The 17,879-nt window shown below is 46.9% G+C and carries 15 protein-coding genes; 7 read left to right on the plus strand and 8 right to left on the minus strand.

Annotation, left to right across the window (positions count from 1 at the left end; all coding sequences use genetic code 11):
* Positions 1–209 precede the first annotated feature (209 nt).
* The 4 genes from DI392_RS10545 to DI392_RS10560 form a co-directional block, all read right to left on the minus strand.
* Positions 210–698 (minus strand): gluconokinase, encoded by a 489-nt coding sequence (locus DI392_RS10545; RefSeq protein WP_109319872.1) that lies wholly within the window; start codon positions 696–698, stop codon positions 210–212.
* Between the two features lie 39 nt (positions 699–737).
* Positions 738–2,015 carry a TRAP transporter large permease gene (locus tag DI392_RS10550; RefSeq protein ID WP_245884031.1) on the minus strand — a complete coding sequence of 426 codons (1,278 nt, stop codon included), beginning with the start codon at positions 2,013–2,015 and terminating at the stop codon, positions 738–740.
* Between the two features lie 151 nt (positions 2,016–2,166).
* Positions 2,167–2,721, minus strand: a complete 555-nt coding sequence (locus DI392_RS10555; RefSeq protein WP_109319873.1) for a TRAP transporter small permease subunit — start codon at positions 2,719–2,721, stop codon at positions 2,167–2,169.
* 86 nt (positions 2,722–2,807) lie between these two features.
* The gene (locus DI392_RS10560; RefSeq protein WP_109319874.1) at positions 2,808–3,824 is read right to left on the minus strand and encodes a TRAP transporter substrate-binding protein; all 1,017 of its coding nucleotides are present in this window, start codon (positions 3,822–3,824) and stop codon (positions 2,808–2,810) included.
* A gap of 294 nt (positions 3,825–4,118) precedes the next feature.
* Between DI392_RS10560 and DI392_RS10565 the strand changes: the two genes are divergently transcribed.
* The gene (locus DI392_RS10565; protein WP_109319875.1) at positions 4,119–4,460 is read left to right on the plus strand and encodes a hypothetical protein; all 342 of its coding nucleotides are present in this window, start codon (positions 4,119–4,121) and stop codon (positions 4,458–4,460) included.
* A gap of 102 nt (positions 4,461–4,562) precedes the next feature.
* Here the strand turns inward: DI392_RS10565 and aspA are convergent, their stop codons facing one another.
* On the minus strand, positions 4,563–5,999 hold the full coding sequence (gene aspA, locus DI392_RS10570; RefSeq protein ID WP_109319876.1) for an aspartate ammonia-lyase: 1,437 nt from the start codon (positions 5,997–5,999) through the stop codon (positions 4,563–4,565).
* A 183-nt stretch (positions 6,000–6,182) separates the two neighbouring features.
* Here aspA and DI392_RS10575 point away from each other — a divergent pair, with 183 nt between their 5' ends.
* The 6 genes from DI392_RS10575 to DI392_RS10600 all read left to right on the plus strand — a co-directional run bounded on the left by DI392_RS10575 (position 6,183) and on the right by DI392_RS10600 (position 12,926).
* The gene (locus DI392_RS10575) at positions 6,183–6,935 is read left to right on the plus strand and encodes an outer membrane lipoprotein-sorting protein (RefSeq protein ID WP_109319877.1); all 753 of its coding nucleotides are present in this window, start codon (positions 6,183–6,185) and stop codon (positions 6,933–6,935) included.
* A 3-nt stretch (positions 6,936–6,938) separates the two neighbouring features.
* The gene (locus DI392_RS10580) at positions 6,939–8,168 is read left to right on the plus strand and encodes an ABC transporter permease (RefSeq protein WP_109319878.1); all 1,230 of its coding nucleotides are present in this window, start codon (positions 6,939–6,941) and stop codon (positions 8,166–8,168) included.
* On the plus strand, positions 8,158–9,393 hold the full coding sequence (locus DI392_RS10585; RefSeq protein ID WP_109319879.1) for an ABC transporter permease: 1,236 nt from the start codon (positions 8,158–8,160) through the stop codon (positions 9,391–9,393). Before DI392_RS10580 ends, DI392_RS10585 begins: the two co-directional genes overlap by 11 nt.
* Entirely contained in the window at positions 9,393–10,100 is a 708-nt protein-coding gene (locus DI392_RS10590; protein WP_109319880.1) for an ABC transporter ATP-binding protein, read from the plus strand. Before DI392_RS10585 ends, DI392_RS10590 begins: the two co-directional genes overlap by 1 nt.
* Positions 10,090–11,292 (plus strand): hypothetical protein, encoded by a 1,203-nt coding sequence (locus DI392_RS10595; RefSeq protein ID WP_245884022.1) that lies wholly within the window; start codon positions 10,090–10,092, stop codon positions 11,290–11,292. Before DI392_RS10590 ends, DI392_RS10595 begins: the two co-directional genes overlap by 11 nt.
* A 179-nt stretch (positions 11,293–11,471) precedes the next feature.
* Entirely contained in the window at positions 11,472–12,926 is a 1,455-nt protein-coding gene (locus DI392_RS10600; RefSeq protein WP_109319881.1) for an alpha-amylase family protein, read from the plus strand.
* Between the two features lie 69 nt (positions 12,927–12,995).
* Here DI392_RS10600 and DI392_RS10605 read toward each other — a convergent pair whose 3' ends face one another.
* The 3 genes from DI392_RS10605 to DI392_RS10615 all read right to left on the minus strand — a co-directional run bounded on the left by DI392_RS10605 (position 12,996) and on the right by DI392_RS10615 (position 17,849).
* Entirely contained in the window at positions 12,996–14,870 is a 1,875-nt protein-coding gene (locus DI392_RS10605) for a methyl-accepting chemotaxis protein (RefSeq protein WP_109319882.1), read from the minus strand.
* 242 nt (positions 14,871–15,112) lie between these two features.
* Positions 15,113–16,372 (minus strand): L-methionine/branched-chain amino acid transporter, encoded by a 1,260-nt coding sequence (gene yjeH, locus DI392_RS10610; protein ID WP_109319883.1) that lies wholly within the window; start codon positions 16,370–16,372, stop codon positions 15,113–15,115.
* Positions 16,373–16,478: 106 nt separating this feature from the next.
* Entirely contained in the window at positions 16,479–17,849 is a 1,371-nt protein-coding gene (locus DI392_RS10615; RefSeq protein ID WP_109319884.1) for a YjiH family protein, read from the minus strand.
* Positions 17,850–17,879: the final 30 nt, after the last annotated feature.

The following is a 17,879-nucleotide window of genomic DNA, read 5'->3' on the forward strand; positions in this document are numbered from 1 at the left end:
CGGGAGGCTAGCTAAAGGAGTCGTTGCAGTCATTAGGAACCTTACTTTTGTTCGCTTGTGAATTATGCACAGTATAACGGATATCAGCTGTCGGTACTATTTGGCTAGAGCGTCATCCAGAGATTTAGTCAGAATCGGGGAGAGAACATGAAAAAACTCTGTGAGAATTTGCCACACAGAGTTTACAGGTTACGACATCTTTACTTAATTTAGGCCAGGTTAGCGAGTGTATATTGAACAATTTGTTGTGGAGACTGCCTGATATCAACATACAGTGCCTCTTGTTCATTCGGTTCAACCAGGATGTCAAACTGACTTTCCAACATGGCTGAACCATTGAAGTAGTGGCCTTCACGCTTCTGGTGTCTTGACCAGATAGTATCAAAATCTCCTTTCAGGTAAATAAAGTGGATATCCTGACCGCCTTTTCTCAGCAAATCCCGGTATTCCGGTTTTAGAGCAGAGCAGGCGACGACTAAGGCTTCTGGTCCACTAAGCAGTTCGTTCAGCATTTTCAGCCAGGATTGCCGGTCCGTATCAGTCAGAGGCTGACCGCTTTGCATTTTCTGTACATTTTCTTCTGGATGGAAATCGTCACCATCATAAAAAGGGATATTGAGTGCTTTACCCAGCGCGGCTCCGATAGAGGATTTACCACACCCCGACACTCCCATAACGACGTATTTTTTACTCATAATTCATCATCTCTTACTTTTTTATGCTTTATTAGGTAAAGGTTACTGCCACCAGAGCGCCAGCTCAGGGAAGATAATAACCAGTGCCAGTACGCTGACTTGCAGTGCGATAAAAGGGATCATGGAGGAGAATATTTCTCCCAGAGAGATATCTTTCGGCGCGACCGACTTCAGGTAAAACGCCGCCGGACCAAATGGTGGGGACAGGAATGCTACCTGCATGTTCAGACAGAACACCACACCAAACCAGACAGGATCCATACCCAGGCCAGTAATGATTGGAACGAAGATCGGCATGGTCAGCAGAGCAACGCCTACCCAGTCCAGGAACATGCCCAGCACAAACAGAATTGCCATCATAATCAGCAGGGTTGTTGTGGCATTACCGCCACTCAGAGCCAGAATGGTTTGCTCAACGAAGTCGATACCACCCATCAGGTTATATACACCGACCAGAGCAGAGGCACCGATACCGATCCACATGATCATGCCACAGGTGCGCATTGTTGCGATTGCAGACTCTTTCACCATCGTGGCGTTTAGCTCTCCACGAATCCAGGCACTCAGTGCGATACCAACAACACCCAGAGCAGAGGCTTCGGTTACTGAGGCAACACCGGTATAGATACTGCCCAGAACAATCGCAACCGACAGCAACGGGAAGAACAGTGCTTTAAAGTAGCTTGGACGGTTTTTGGCATCTTCCGCCAGTTCTTCTTCTGATGGTAATGGAGCCAGAGACGGGTTCAGTTTGCATCGAATCAGAACATAACCCACATAGAACATAGCCAGAATGAACGCAGGCAGAAAAGCGGCTTTAAATAGCTGACCAATGGACACCGATGCAGACAGACCATAAATAATCAGTACGATACTCGGAGGCAGCATGGTACCCAGTGCACCACCGGCACAGGTTGTCCCGATAGCCAGTTTACGGTTATACCCAAGACGCAGCATTTGTGGCAGAGCCAGAATACCCAGAAGTACAGTTTCCCCACCGATAACTCCGGACATAGAGGCCAGTACAACCGCTACCAACAGGGTTTGTACCGCAACACCACCACGTACCTTACGACCAACGCTTTTCATTGCATCAAACAAATCTCGTGCGATACCCGAGCGGTCGAGCAGGGCGGCCATTAATACGAACATCGGTACAGCAAGGAAAACATAGCCATTTACAAAACTGAAAATACGGCTGGTTACCAAAGGTAACGCGTCAACACCAAACCAGCCATAAGTGAAGATCAGGGCAACCAGGCCGGTAACAAAAGCCAGTTGCATTCCGGTCAGCAGCAGAGCAATCATAAGCACCAGCATCAGCAGACTGCCATAGCCGATACCAATAGAAGATAAGTCAAATGAGATAGCCTCTGCGCCCAACCAGCCCAGGGCTAATAACAGAACGAATACTCCCGGTACAAACGCCAGTGGCATGCGACTACGGGAGACCGGTTTAGTTGAAGTTAAATCAGTCATTGTTCTCTTCCTTTAGTGTTTGGATTTCATTAATCAGGTGCAGCACAAACTGAATAAAAATCAAAATGACAGTAAACAGAATGAGTCCCTTAAGCAGTGCCGGAAAAGGTGGGTTCCAGGCGGTACCCGATGTTTCCAGATGGACATCCCCCCATGGCGTGAACCATGAGTTAGCCACCATCTGATAAGCGCCGTAAACCAGCATTCCGGAGAAGAACAGGCCTGCGATGTGGTGGAAAAGGTTAAGATAATGCCGGGTTCTTTGTGAAACGATGTCGTACAACAGTACCACTCTTACGTGTTTGTCGGTGGCCAGGGCATAGGCACCACCAATAACAAACAGTGAACCGCCGATAAACGAGGCTGTTTCATGTACCCATATGGTTGGTGAGTCAAACAGATAACGACTGAGTACTTCATAAAAGGAAATAATAACGGTAAAAACAAAAAGGTAGCTAAGTATTTCACTGACTCGGGCTAAAAGCTTATCGAGACCATTGTGAGGCATTTCAGCCACCTTGATGTCGATGGTTTCTGAATTTTTCATAACGTTTTATCCAAAAAAAGGGGAAGAAATGCCCTCCCCAAACAGAGCTGGTTACAGAAAACCTGTGGAGTTACAAGATCTGAGACTTATAGAAGACCGGAGTCTTTCAGGTAAGTTGTAATAGAGTCATATACCTTCTTCGCATTAGGCGATTGTTCGGCATACTTTTCCCATTCACCCATGGCAATCTGACGGAACTTCTTACGCTCTGCCGCTGGCCAGTCGTGGATAGTGATTTCAGGGTTTGCTTGCGCTTCTTTCACGGCTTTCGCATCCGCGATGCGTAGCTGGGTAGTTATATCCTGAGCAAAATCACGTACAGATACGGTCATAATGTCCTGTAGATCTTCCGGCATCTTGTCCCATTTCTTCTGACTCATGGAAATATCGATCATTGGCAGAGAGTGGAAGCCTGGCTGAACCGGATGGGTGGCGATATCGTTCATACCGGCTTTCTGGTTAGTCGAGAATACGGTGTAGTCAGCCGCATCAATGACGCCTTTGCTCAGACCGGTAAATACTTCAGAACCGGGCAGGTTAACCGGTGCAGCGCCTGCGGCAGCAAATACCTGTTGAACCAGACCTTCCGGAGCGCGCAGTTTCAGACCTTTCAGGTCAGCGACGCCATCCAGTGGCACTTTAGATACAAAGGATTCCACGCCCGTTGTCGAGCCACCCACGTATTTTACGCCGTATGGAGCGTATAGCTCGGTCATCAGATCATAACCACCGCCATAGTTGATGTATTCAAGAAGTTGACGGGTATCAGACCAGGCACCAACCAGGTTACCAATCAGACCAAAGGCCGGATCCTTACCGGAAAAATAACCGGTAGCAGTAACATGGCCGTCGATGACACCCATTTTGATTGCACCCAGTGTTTCCGTGTGCTTAACCACAGCGCCAACAGGCAGCAGATCAATATGGATACGACCACCGGACATTTTTTCTACTCGTTCTGTCCACTCCTGCTGTACCTGGAAGTTTTTATCACCAGACGGGTCACTTGACTGGAATTTGAAGTTGAAATCAGCAGCCAGTGCAGAGGTGGACAGCAGAGCAACGGCGACTGTAGAAGCAAGGGTTTTTATAGTGAATTTCATAGGGTATTTATCCTTTCGTTATCATCTTTCCCTAAATGTTACCGGGAACATTGATAATGTTATCGGTAACATCGAGTAACATTTGGTAGTTCTGTCACACTTTTTATGGTTATTGTTAGTTTTGTGATCTTTGACTCAAAAAAGATTTAGGGCCTGAGAAAGGAGAATGAACAGAAAAGTAAGGAAGATAGAACCGTAAATTTTGGGGCTTTATTGGGCTCATTTTCGCTGAACTAATACTCTATACTTTTTCTAGTAGGTACGTCATTTTTGTTTCGGTATGGAGGTGTTTGTATGAGTCTACAATTGGCGTTTTTACTGACTTTCATTGCCGGAGGACTGTCGGTATGGGTATTGATGAGAATGTCTAAACAGGCTGAAAATGAGCGAATGAATATCATTGAAAAACACATTAATGCTTTAGGTGGCACTATTATTAGTATTGAGTTAATCAATAGAAAAAACTGTCCTTTTAGTAGCGAGTATCACGATCCTGATTTGGTCTACAAATTTTACAAAGTCAGTTACGATCTCGAACATGAATTAAAAGAGTGCTGGACTGTTCTGGAGATGAAGCAACGTAGCTATGGCCCCGGAGGTGCTATTGATGCCAAGTGGGTATGGCGCGATTTGTAAGGGGAGTCTCTTCTCCGATGTTGGTGAACAAAAAAGAACTGCATAGAAATGCTAAATTAGTAATGGGCCTAACCCTTTTAGGTTAAGCCCCATTTATTATTTTTAAATACAGGAAGGAATCAGATTCTCGACAGAGAAAATATGAGCCAGTTCCTGCTCGGACAGGTAGCCTTGTTCCAGAGCCACCTGCGCAACGCTTTTACCGGTTTCTGCGCATATTTTGCCGATAATGTCTCCGGCATGGTGCCCGATAATCGGATTCAGGAAAGTAACGATGCCGATTGAGTTCAGAACGTTTTGTTTGCAAACATCCGGGTTCACGGTAATACCATCAATGCATTTTTCTTTCAGGTTGATACTGGCGTTACTCAGCAGATTAATGGATTCGAACAGACACTGAGCGATGACCGGTTCCATCACATTAAGTTGCAACTGACCGGCTTCTGCAGCAAATGAAACCGTGGTGTCGTTACCTGCGACTTTAAAGCAAACCTGATTGACGACTTCCGGAACTACAGGATTCACTTTGGCCGGCATGATTGAGGAGCCGGCCTGAAGCTGAGGCAGGTTCAACTCATTCAGTCCGGCACGCGGGCCAGATGAAAGCAGGCGCAGATCATTGCTGATTTTAGATAGCTTCAGTGCCAGCCGCTTAAAAGCGCTGTGTACCATCACATACGCACCGCAATCTGACGTCGCTTCTATAAGGTCTTCTGCCGGAGTGCATTCCAGCCCGGTGACTTCGGACAGGTATTGCACCGCTTGTTTCTGATAACCTTCAACGGTGTTAATGCCTGTGCCGATGGCGGTGGCACCAAGGTTCACTTCCAGCAGTAACTTCGCTGTATAACGAATGTTACGGATCTCTTCACCCAGAGTAACCGCCCACGCTTTAAATTCCTGTCCAGAAGTCATCGGCACGGCATCCTGAAGCTGAGTCCGTCCCATTTTCAGTACCCCCGCAAACTCTTCCCCTTTTCGCTGAAAAGATTGTTGCAGAAGTTCAATCGACTGAATGAGATCCTCAATGCTGTTATAGACCGCGATGCGGAAACCTGTCGGATAGGTGCAGTTCGTTGACTGGCACTTATTGACGTGATCGTTCGGATTAATGTAATCGTAGTCACCTTTGTTTTTCCCCATCAGCTCAAGCGCGATATTGGCGATGACTTCGTTGGTATTCATGTTAACGGAAGTCCCTGCGCCTCCCTGAAAAACATCAACAGGAAACTGATCGTAATAGTGGTTAGAGTTCAGAAGGTTGTCACAGGCCTGAATGATATAGTCAGCAATTTGAGTAGGGATGGTCTGGAGCTCCCGGTTTGCCAGTGCTGCCGCTTTTTTAGTCATAACCATTCCACGGATAAACTGGGGAATGCCTGAAATAGTTGCGCGGGAAATGTTGAAGTTTTCAGTGGCTCTGAGGGTGTGGATTCCCCAGTACACATCTGCAGGAACTTGACGTTTTCCAAGTAGATCTTCTTCAATCCTATAATCAGCTGTAATTGGAGGATCCAGGTTAGTGATATTGTTGGTCATTTTGTTTTTCCTTGTGGTTACATTTGTTTATTTTGTCTTTTTAACAGTTATTTGTTCTGTATAAAAGTATCAAAAGCAGGCAAAGATCATAGTACCAGGAAGGGAGGGCTGATAGAGCCAGTGAAGGTGCAGGAAATATCCTATAGTTAAAGTAGTCAAAGTGATTGATCTTAAGGAATAACCATGCGCCCGGCTCCATTTCTTCTGTTTTTTATCTGCCTGTTTTATCTGCCTCATGGCTGGGCTGAAAGTGCCACGGATATTGTGAATAAATCGGATCAGCAGATGCGGGGAGAATCCAGTTACTCGGTCGCCACCATGCGTATTATCCGGCCTGACTGGATCCGAAGTATGAGCATGAAAAGCTGGACGAAAAACAGGGACTTTTCTCTGGTGCTGGTGACGTCACCAGCAAAAGATAAAGGCACGGTTTCCCTGAAACGATATCGGGAGATGTGGAACTGGATTCCGGCGATTGAAAGGGTCATTAAAATTGCCCCATCCATGCTGAGTCAGTCGTGGATGGGATCAGATTTTACCAATGACGATTTAATTAATCAGTCTTCGATTGTGGTGGATTATGAACATAAGCTGGTTAAAGAAGAGCTGTTTGACGGTGAAATGACCTATGTGATTGATGCCGTTGCCAAACCTGATGCTCCGGTGGTGTGGAGCCGTATTCGCTTGTGGGTATCAAAACAGACTTATCTCCAGCGCAAAGCGGAATTTTATGACGAGTTTGAAGACCTGGTGAATACGATGCAGACCTTCGATATTCAGGAGATGGGGGGACGGATGCTGGCCACTCATCTGGAGATGATTCCGGCTGATAAGCCCGGGTATAAAACCGAATTTATTACCCATGAAGCGCAATTTGATTTTGCTATCGGGGAAGGTTTCTTCTCATTGGATCAAATGAAACAGTTAAGGGACTAGGCGATGTTAGTTAAACTGGCATGGCGAAATATCTGGAGACAAAAACGGCGGACCTTTCTGACGGCCGGGGCGCTGGCGCTGGCGCTGTTTCTCTCTTTACTGATGCGTTCTATGCAGGAGGGCAGTTACTCTATTAGCATCGACCATGCGGCCCGCTTTTATACCGGGCTGATACAACTGCAGCATCCTAAATACGCCGAAAGCCTGAGTATTAATGATCTGTTGCCGATGACTGACGATTTTATCCAGCCAGTGCTGCAGAATCCCGACATTTCTGATCATCTGCCTCGTCTGGAGTCCTTTGCTCTGGCCGCTGCCGGTGAGCGGTCCAAAGGCGTGATGGTCATCGGCGCTGTGCCGGAAATGGAAAAGGGGTATTCGAATCTGGACCAGAAGCTGATCGCGGGGGAATTTCTGACCGAAGATGACCGGCAGGTGTTAATCGGTGAACGTCTGGCAAATTACTTCAGGTTGAAAATCGGTGATGAGATTGTGTTGTACGGGCAGGGATATCGGGGTCAGACCGCCGCTGGCCTGTATCCGGTGAAAGGCATTCTGCATTTCCCCATGCCTCAGCTCGACAGCCAGCTCGTGTATATGCCTCTGAGCCTTGCTCAGAACTTGTATTCCACCGGTAAACAGGTCACTGCCTGGGTGTTGCACACCAGAGATTTGGCTCTGGTAACGGGAACTGAAGCGACACTGGAAAAACATTATGGTGACACGGTGAATGTCAGAGACTGGGAAGAACTCGCCCCGGAAATGTCCCAACAGATCACGATGGATAAGGTCAGTGGTATCTTTATGCTTTATATCCTATACGGTGTGGTTGGCTTTGGGTTATTTGCTACGATTACCATGATGACGCTGGAAAGGCAGAGGGAGTTTGCCGTGATGTTAGCAACAGGCATGTTGCGTATCAGGTTGTTACAACTGGTGGCTGTGGAATCTTTGTTTATTGCTACTCTCGGGATAGTGCTTGGTCTTATGGTCGCGGCACCGGTATTGACTTACCTCCATTTCAATCCGATTCAAATGACGGGGGATGCAGCCCGGATGATGGAAGAAACCGGGTTTGAGCCGATTCTTCCGGTATTGATTGCCCCTTCTCTGATTGCGAACCAGATTATCGCTGTGCTGGTACTTCTGCTTATCAGTTTAATCTATCCCATGGTGCGTATCTTTCGTCTGAGTCTTGCATCGGCATTAAAAGGAGGCGCGCATGCTCATTAAGCTGGCGTGGCGTAACCTTTGGCGCAATAAACTCAGAACCGGCATTATGCTGGGTGCGATGGTCTTTGGGTTGATGGGCATCGTCGTTATGTTGGGTTTTATGTCTGGTATGGTGGACAACATGGTACACAATGCCATTGCCTGGCAGATCAGTCATGTGCAGGTACAAAATAAACGTTATCTGGAAAACCCGGACATCAACGCCACTATTGTGGATTCTGAACCATTGCTGCAACGATTATCGTCAGACCCTCAGGTGCTTTCTTTCTCTGCCCGTTTTCTGGTTGATGGAATAGTTGGCTCGGCCCACAGCAGTAAAGGTGTGCGGATCAATGGGATTGATATAGCGTCTGAAGCGAAACTTACCCCATTGTCTGAACATATTGAGCAAGGTGAGTGGCTTTCTGAAAAAGACAGAAGACCAATACTGGTTTCGCAAAAAACAGCCAACCGGCTCAAGCTGAGAGTCGGTTCTAAAGCGGTTTTAACCTTTACCGACAGCAAAGGTGAGGTTACCGGGGCAGCGTTTCGGGTGAAAGGAATTTTCAAATCTCCCTCCACAAACTTCGATGATATGAATGTGTACGTTCGCATTCATGATCTGAGAAAGATTGCCGGTATGCAGGGCGTGCATGAAATCGCTGTGTTGATGCGTGGCAACCAGAGCGCGGATGACAGACAGCCGGTAGTGCGTTTTCGTAAGCTTATCGCAGCGTATACCACAGACGCTAATGAGGTCAGAGACTGGGCGCAGGTTCAGCCTTTATTAGCGTCTATGCTAGCTACCACAGGGGTTAGCAGTGCGATCATGCTGGGTATTTTTATGCTGGCAATGGGCTTCGGGATTATCAATATCATGCTGATGTCGGTCTTTGAACGCACACAGGAATTTGGCGTATTGATGGCTGTCGGCATGCAAAAGCATAAGATACTAGGGCTGATTCTTCTTGAAAGTCTGTGGCTGGGAGTGAGTGGTGCCGCCATGGGGCTAGCCGGCTGCATTGGTCTGATTCAACTATTACAGGTAACAGGTTTGCCATTAGGCGCAATGGCCGAAGGGTTGGGGGCGTATGGTGTGGATACTATCCTCTATCCGCGGGTGTCGGTATCTGAGTATGTCACTATCTTTATGACCGTTGCGGTTACCGCGTTGATTGCGGCTCTGTATCCGGCCAGACAAATCCTGAAGCAGCATCCGGCTGCAGCGATGGCGGAGAAACACTAATGACTATTGAAACTCATAAGCTGTGTAAAATCTATAATCAGGATTCCGATTTTCCGGTTCACGCCGTGCAGGCGTTGGATCTGACTATCAAACAGGGCGAATTTGTTGCGGTCATGGGGCCATCCGGGTCCGGTAAAACCACGCTTCTTAATATGCTGGGAGGGATCGATCATCCGACATCGGGAGAGGTGTTCATTGATGGCTGTAATATTTGCACCCTGCCAGAGAAAGAACGGATAGCGTTTCGCCGCGATAATATCGGCTTTATTTTTCAGGATTACAGTTTGCTACCGGTACTGACTGCGTTGGAAAACGTAGAGTTTGTTATGCAACTTCAGGGCGTAAGTGAAAAAGAATGTCGAAACCGGGCAGAAGCGCTACTGAAGAGAGTAGGGTTGGCCGCACAGCAGAATAAACGGCCGACCAAACTGTCCGGAGGACAGCAACAGAGAGTGGCGGTTGCCCGGGCTCTGGCCTCTCGTCCGCGCTTTGTGATGGCGGACGAGCCAACGGCTAACTTAGATGCCGACAGTACGGCGGATCTGTTGAATATTATGCAGCAGCTGAATGAGACGGAAGGAACGACTTTCATTTTTTCTACTCACGATCCGCGGGTCATTAAACGAGCCAGACGAGTCATCGTATTTGAAGATGGCAGACTCACGGCCGATCGTGATATGAGTGAAGAGCAGGACGATGAGTGCTAAGTACAGGATCTGGTCCGGACTTCTTATTCTGAGTATCAGTATCAGTATCAGTATCAGTATCAGTTTCAGTGCCATTGCTCAGATTCCAGGCCTGGTTCCGGAGCAAGAATGGGAACTGAACGGGTATATTCAGTACAGAGTGAATGGCTACTTTGTACAGGGTGAACACGATGTTTTCGACCAGTCGTTACAGCAGCGTTTCAACTATGAATATCGTCTCAACCCGGACTGGCGTTATAATGTCGGGATGCGTAACCGGGTCACTCATGGCGGTTCTGTTAAAGCGAATGACTACGCAGACTGGTTTGGGCGGGACACCGGGTATATGGATCTTTCCGTTAACTGGATGGAAGAGCGGGAGGTTGTGGGGAATAGTCAATTTGACCGCCTGTACATCACCAGTCAGCAGGGAGACTGGCTGATGCGTACAGGACGGTTCCGCGTCAACTGGGGAATGACGACGATCTGGAATCCTAATGATATCTTCAATGTGTATTCGATCTATGACACCGACTATGCAGAACGTCCCGGTACAGATGGCATTTTACTCGGGAAAAAGTTAGGTTTTGCCAGTGGCGTTGAACTGGTCTTCAGTCCCGCAGAAGAAGCCGCTTTTAACCGGTATGCTGCCCGTTATTATTTAAATCGTAAAGGTTGGGATGTTCAGTTTATTGCCGGAAAATCGGAACAAGATAATGTTATCGGGCTGGGCTTTGCCGGTTCGGTCAGTGGTGCTGGTATCCGGGGGGAATCAAGTTACTTTAACCCTACGGAGCAGGAGCGAGAAGGTAACCTAAACCATACGATAATTTCCAGCTTTGAAACGGACTACAGCTTCAGTAGTCAGAGGAACTGGAGTATCCGGGCCGGCGTATTACACACAGCCGATCCTTCTACGCCGGACAATTTTACTGACTATTTAACTCAGCCTTTGAGTGCCAGAACCTTAAGTTTTAGTGAGTTTACCGGTTATGCGGAGGTGAGTTTTGATTTAACACCACTTAACCGCAGCTCTTTTTCCTCGATTTATTATCAGGACGGATCACTTTATTTTAGCTATACAAATCAGTACTCTCTGGCCGATAACTGGCAGCTGACCGCCAGTATTCAGCGCTTTGACGGTGTAGATTCGAGTGTATTTGGTATGACGCCGACGACAATGGTCTATACTATGATCCGTTGGGATTGGTGATATAGATCACATTTTCCTGCTACGCCCCTTATCTAAGCCTGATTAAAGCAGGGTAAGGGGGATTTCGCTCTTATCGTGCAATTTATAATGCCGTCAGTATTCCAACAGTGCTGAACCCGATTTGCATTCATACCTTTTCATCAATAACGGGTTTATGCCGACGGTTAAGGAGAGTAACAATGAATACCTTCTCTACGATGAACAAAAGCGATGTGATTCTTCATGCCTTTGACTGGCCGTATTTAGACATCGCAACACATGCCAAAACAATCAGTTCTCTGGGTTATAAAACGGTTCTGGTTTCACCGCCAATGAAATCTTTGAAACACAAAGATGGCACCCAATGGTGGCAACGATATCAACCACAGGATTATCGGGTGATCGATAATCAGCTGGGTAATACCACTGAATTTTTTAACATGGTTAAGGCGCTGGGTGAATATGACGTCTGGGTATATGTCGACGTTGTTTTCAACCATATGGCAAATGAATCATGGTACCGTCCTGATCTGCAGTATCCGGGACAGAAAGATATGCTGAACTATCTGCAAAACTGGGAAGAGTACCAGGAGCAGCTATTGTTTGGTGATTTAAGAGAACCGCTGTTTACTGACGATGATTTTGTGGAAGCGTTCGGTATCGAAGACTGGAAAGATCGCTGGCAGGTCCAGAATGGACGGATTACTGGCGGAGAAGACGATCCGGGCTTACCGACATTAAAAGACAGTGACCATGTTATAGAGCAGCAGCAGCGTTATATCAAAGCCCTGAAGGGAATGGGTGTCAGAGGCTTCCGGATTGATGCGGCGAAGCATATGACACTTGAGCATCTGAAAAAGGTCTGGACGCCGGACATTGTCGATGATGTGCATATTTTTGGTGAGATCATTACCGATGGCGGGGCAACCAAAGAGGAATATGAACTCTTTTTGCAGCCGTATCTGGAACAGACGCGTTTATCCGCTTATGATTTTCCGCTGTTTAATACGGTATATGAGGCGTTTCAGCCGGACGGCAGCCTTGAATCGTTAGTTAACCCGTACAGTTTAGGGCAGGCGTTATCCAAGCCCCGAGCCATTACTTTTGCCATTACTCATGATATTCCGAATAACGACGTGTTTCAGGAACTGATTCTTTCTGAAGAAGATGAATGGCTGGCGTATGCCTATATTCTGGGACGTGATGGCGGTGTGCCGCTCATTTATACCGATCTGAACCCTAGCGATATCCGTAATAAACAAGGTCAGCCACGCTGGAAAAACAGCTGGAAAGACCCGCGCATGACACAAATGATCGCTTTTCATAATTTGGTTCATGGTGAGGTTATGACACCGATTCTTTCGGATAAAGACTGTTTGGTGTTTTCTCGGGGAAGCAAAGGACTGGTTGCTATTAATAAAGGCAGGAAAAAGCTGCAGGTGAATATCGACTGGGAGAGTGATGTCGTTAACCTGATCGACAACGAGCCTTACGGTGTTCAGCAGGGAGAGCTGACCTTCACGTTGCAGCCTAAGTCGTGTGTGATGATGGTAGATAAAGGGTTGTTGTCTGTGGATGACACGTTATCTCTTAAAAATAACGCGGTAGAGAAAGTTCCCGGACAGTCAACATCCTGCATGGTCAGGCAGATTTAGATTAACTGGTATTAAAAAATAACGGAGCCTTATGGCTCCGTTATTTTATGTCATGTAACCACGGTGGAACTACACGATAAATTTATCCAGAACGGAATTCTGGTCACGAACGTTTTCAGTCTGAACTTGCATGGCCGTATTGGTTTGCTGGGATTCATCAGACACCTGCACGGAGAGATCTTTGATCTTCAGCGTATTGGCATTAATTTCTTCCGCAACCAGGCTTTGTTGCTCGGCAGCAGATGCAATTTGCAGGTTCATATCCGTAATACGTCTGATGGCTTCAAAGATACGTTGTAGAGATTCATCGGCCTGCTGGGCTTTTTCTACGGTTCCCGCTGCCGCATTTTTACTTTCATTCATGGTTGTCGCCACGGCTGTGGCACCTGCCTGTAACTGTTCTATCATGCTTCGTATTTCGGTGGTGGATTCCTGAGTACGCTGGGCAAGCGTCCGGACCTCATCAGCGACCACAGCGAATCCACGTCCCTGCTCTCCGGCCCGGGCGGCCTCAATTGCCGCATTCAGAGCCAGCAAGTTGGTCTGGTCAGCAATATCATTAATGACCTGAAGTACGGTTTCTATGCTGTTTGTTGCGTCTTCCAGTTTCTGTACTTCAGAGACTGCATGTTCAATCTGGGCAGAAAGTGTATCAATGGACGTTGTGGTCTCACTAACAATTTCAGCACCAATTTGGGTGGCATCATCTGCTTCCTGTGCAGCTGCTGCCGCTCCCTGAGCATTGTGCGCCACATCGGAAGCCGTGGTGGCCATTTCATTCATCGCTGTGGCCAGTTGTTCCAGTTCCTGTAACTGGGTACTCATCGCGTCTGCCGAGCTGGCTGCCCCTTTCGCTGTTGTCTCAGTTCCTCGCAGAATTTCCTGACTGATGGCTTTCAACTGCGTAATCTGACCTTGCAGGTTTTCACTAAAGGTATTGAACCCACTGGCTAGCTCTGCAAATTCCTGATCAGTATCTGTCCCCAGACGTTTGGTTAAATCTGCATGCCCGGAGGCTACGTCCTTGATAGCGGTATTCAGATCGCCCAGAGGTGCCATCAGTTTACGGATAACAAACAGAAGGATGACGATACTGACAATCAGGCCAAGGAGACTGTATATAATGGAGTTATTTCGGATATCGTAAACGGACTGAAAGGCTTCTTTCTCGTTAAGTAACACACCGACATACCAGTCTTGTCCTTCAATTTTTGCATAATTGAGTGTGTAATCCATGCCATCTTTTAGGGTGACATTTTGATACTGGTTTTCTCTAATCTGGATACTCGGAAGGAAGCTGTCCATTTTTTTCCCGTTTAGCTCACTATCCGGGTGAGCAATAACGGTTCCGTCTTTCGCGACAATAAACAGATAACCGGCGTTAAAGAGCTTAACGTTATTAACCAGCTCAGACAGACTAGACAGACTCATGTCGTAAAAGATAGAACCAATAAAACGGCCCTCTCTTGTCAGTGGTGTCGCAATAGAAACCAGAATATCTTTGGTTACAGAATCGGGGTAGGGATCGGTGATGATAAGACTTCCCTGACTTTTTGCATCTTTGTACCAGGGCCGTTTCCGAGGGTCCCAGTCTGAACTAGGGATCCAGCTAGGGTCACCGGTAAAGTATGCTCCATCCTCTTCAAAGCCACCGCCAACAAGCAGGAAGGTATCACTCAGCTCAGGCTGGCTGATGACTTCCGTAATATGTTCCCGAGATGGGTTTTGCTCTGCGAGGGTGGTTGAGTAACGCGCTAGTGCCTTTTTATTATTCAGCTCAGCAGTGACTGTATTGCGGACACCATTAACGATATCGCTAATACTTTCATTGATGGTGTGGTTCATTTCTGACTGAACAGTAAAGAATTGCTTGGCGCTTAACAAGCTAATAGTAATGAGCAGTAACACGGAAGATGCTGCAACAATTTTATGGCTAAATTTCATAGTGAATCCCTTTATGAAAGTTATGCTGGGAAATAAAGTTAATGATAATTATTATTATTTTTGTGATAATCTAATTACATATATGGGCGATATATAACATATCGCATCTACTATTGATAATAGTATCTAGATGGGAAATATGACAATTGTTCTTTGCCCAACCAGAATTGACCGTGGTCATGCCATCCTCTCACGACGTAATGAAAGAAATATCACATAGAATATAGATAATAGGTTACGGGTTAATGGTTTAGGTTTTTACCCAGAGCCGTGTGTCTTTTGGGAACAAGGCGTAGTAGCAAGAATACCGCAACGGAGTACAAAGCGGCCCATTGCAGACAGATAAACACAATCGCTGTGATAGTCAGTGCTACTGCTGCCAGACATTTGTTAATGCCAGTGAGTAACCGGTATGCGGCCAACATGGCGAACAGGTAAATCAGGATAAATACGCCGTTAGCCAGCTTGACCAAATGTTCTAGGTCAAGATGCAGTAGTTCTCCTGCAACAGAGCTGAGGACCAGAACAATCGCGAGTGTCAGAGTCGCGTTGGCTGGAACGCCCCGAGAGGAAATTTTTGTGAGTTTACTGTCTTCCCGGTTCTGTTTTGCCAGAGACCATGTCATGCGTGACAGGCTCTGCATATACAGGTTCATACTGGCAAAGCAGGCCAGATAGCCAAGCAGGCTGATAAGAAGAGAAGCTTTGTTACCAATTAATTTTTCAGACAGCCAGGGAATGGAGGCGGTATCCATCTCTGCTGTACCATAGGCATGAAATTTCAAAATGACGACTGTACAGGCCCAGTAAATAAACCCGGCGAACAGACAGCCCAGAACAATCGATATCGGAAAATCTCGTTGCGGATTTTTAAATTCTTCTCCCATATGGGCGAAGGCTTCTATGCCAACGAAGCACCAGAACATAACGGCCAGAGCAGAAGCTATAGAGGGTAAAGCATCTACAGAAAGCGGAGGCATAACCGTATCTTCGGTCCCGACTTCACCAAATACCCACAGAAATGAAACCAGCGTGCAAATGCCTAAAGCAATCATCACCTGTATCCGTGATGACGATTTGCTGCCAATCAGGTTCACCGCCGTCAGCAGGAATATGGTCAGTGTCTGCGCCAGCAAAGGTGAGCTGAAAGGTTCCGGAAGTAGCTGTTGACCAAAGCTGCCAGTAAGGGCGACCCCCGCAGGAATCCCAACAGGAATAATGCTGAGAAACAGCCATGCCACACTGCGTTCCATTTTTTCATTAAACGCTTTACGCACAAAATAGGAAGTACCACCAGCATTCGGGTAGCGTTTTCCAAGAGCGGCAAAGGTAAGAGCAATAGGTACAACGGCAATAAACAGAATCAGCCATGCCCATAAGGTCGCGTTACCTGCAATTCCGGCTGCGATAGCCGGGATCATAAATAAGCCTGTACCAAGTAAAGTTGTGGATAGTTGACCGATACCGCCGATTAATGTGATTTCTTTTTTTAATTGATTCACCTTATCATCCCCGAACCCTAATAATGACAATACCCCGCTTACGCAGGGTATTGATTTGCAATCTGTTGAATAATGTTGCTATTTATACGCTTTGTTTTTTTAAAGATCAAAAAATCAAATGAGCTACACCTGCAATAACCGGAAGCGTAATCAGAGTTCGCAGAATAAAGATAAGGAACAACTCAAAGATATTCACCGGGATTTTACTGCCAAGAAGAAGCGCACCCACTTCGGACATATAGATCAACTGAGTCACAGACATAGCCGCGATAACAAAGCGGGTTAGCTCACTATCAATCGATGCAGCCAGAATAGCCGGAATAAACATATCCGCAAAGCCTACCACCATGGTTTCTGAGGCGGCAGCTGCATCCGGAATAGACAGCAGTTCTAAAAACGGAATAAACGGCTTACCCATAATCGCGAACAGTGAAGTGTATTCAGCTACAACCAGAGCGATAGTACCCAGCCCCATAACCACCGGAAGCACACCAAATACCATATCAGCGGCATTTTTCAGGCCATCAATAAATACGCTGCGGAAGTCTTTGACCTGATCCGCTTTATTCAGCGCCAGCTTCATACCCCAGGAAAACGATGTGTGACCTTCCGGAATATGGTGACTGTCTTTTTCCGGAGCGGAGCCATCAACAAAAATGTCTTTCTTTCTGCTCAGTGGTGGAATACGCGGAATAATAATCGCCGCGGTAATACCAGCCAGACAGATGGCTCCATAGAAAGGAAGGAAATATTGTTCCAGTTTCACCTGTGCCAGTACAACCAGACTGAACGTGATGGAAACAGCAGAGAAAGTTGTACCTACCACCGCGGCTTCACGCTGGGTATAGAACTTTTCCTCATACTGCTTGCTGGTCAGCAAAATACCCACACTGCCGTCACCTAGCCAGGAAGCGATACAGTCGATGGCTGAACGCCCCGGTAGGTTGAATACCGGACGCATGACTTTACTCAGTAGGGTGCCAAACAGTTCAAGCAGGCCAAAATTGAGTAACAGAGGAAGAAGTAATCCTGCAAAAATAAAGACAGCAAATAGTGTCGGTAACAGACCATCCAGTACCAGACCGCCGGTGTTTGGTTCCCACACGGCTTTCGGGCCAAGCTGGAAGTAAGTCATCACTACTGCAAGACCGCCAATAGAACGGACAGCCAGCCATAGGGGTGACGGACTCAATAAGTTGTGCAGAAATGGTTTGTCAGCAATAAATGCTGGTTTTGCTGCGGCATATAATAGGGAAGAACCAGCCATCAGAGCGATGATGGCGGTAACAATGGCAGTGATATTGTCACCAATCAATGCCAGCAGAGATTTTGCCAGTATGGCAACAGGTATGGTCAGGTCACCCTGATAGCTGATCGGTGCCATAAACAGAAAAACGCCCAACAGGGAAGGAATAAGGAACACCCAAAAGGTACTTTTCTTCTTCGGGAGTTCAGCGGTTTGAGTTGTATTTTGCATGTCTATTCTCAACGTACTCGTTTGCTGTAT

The organism is Vibrio albus, assembly GCF_003144035.1.
In the GTDB taxonomy this organism is placed as follows: domain Bacteria; phylum Pseudomonadota; class Gammaproteobacteria; order Enterobacterales; family Vibrionaceae; genus Vibrio; species Vibrio albus.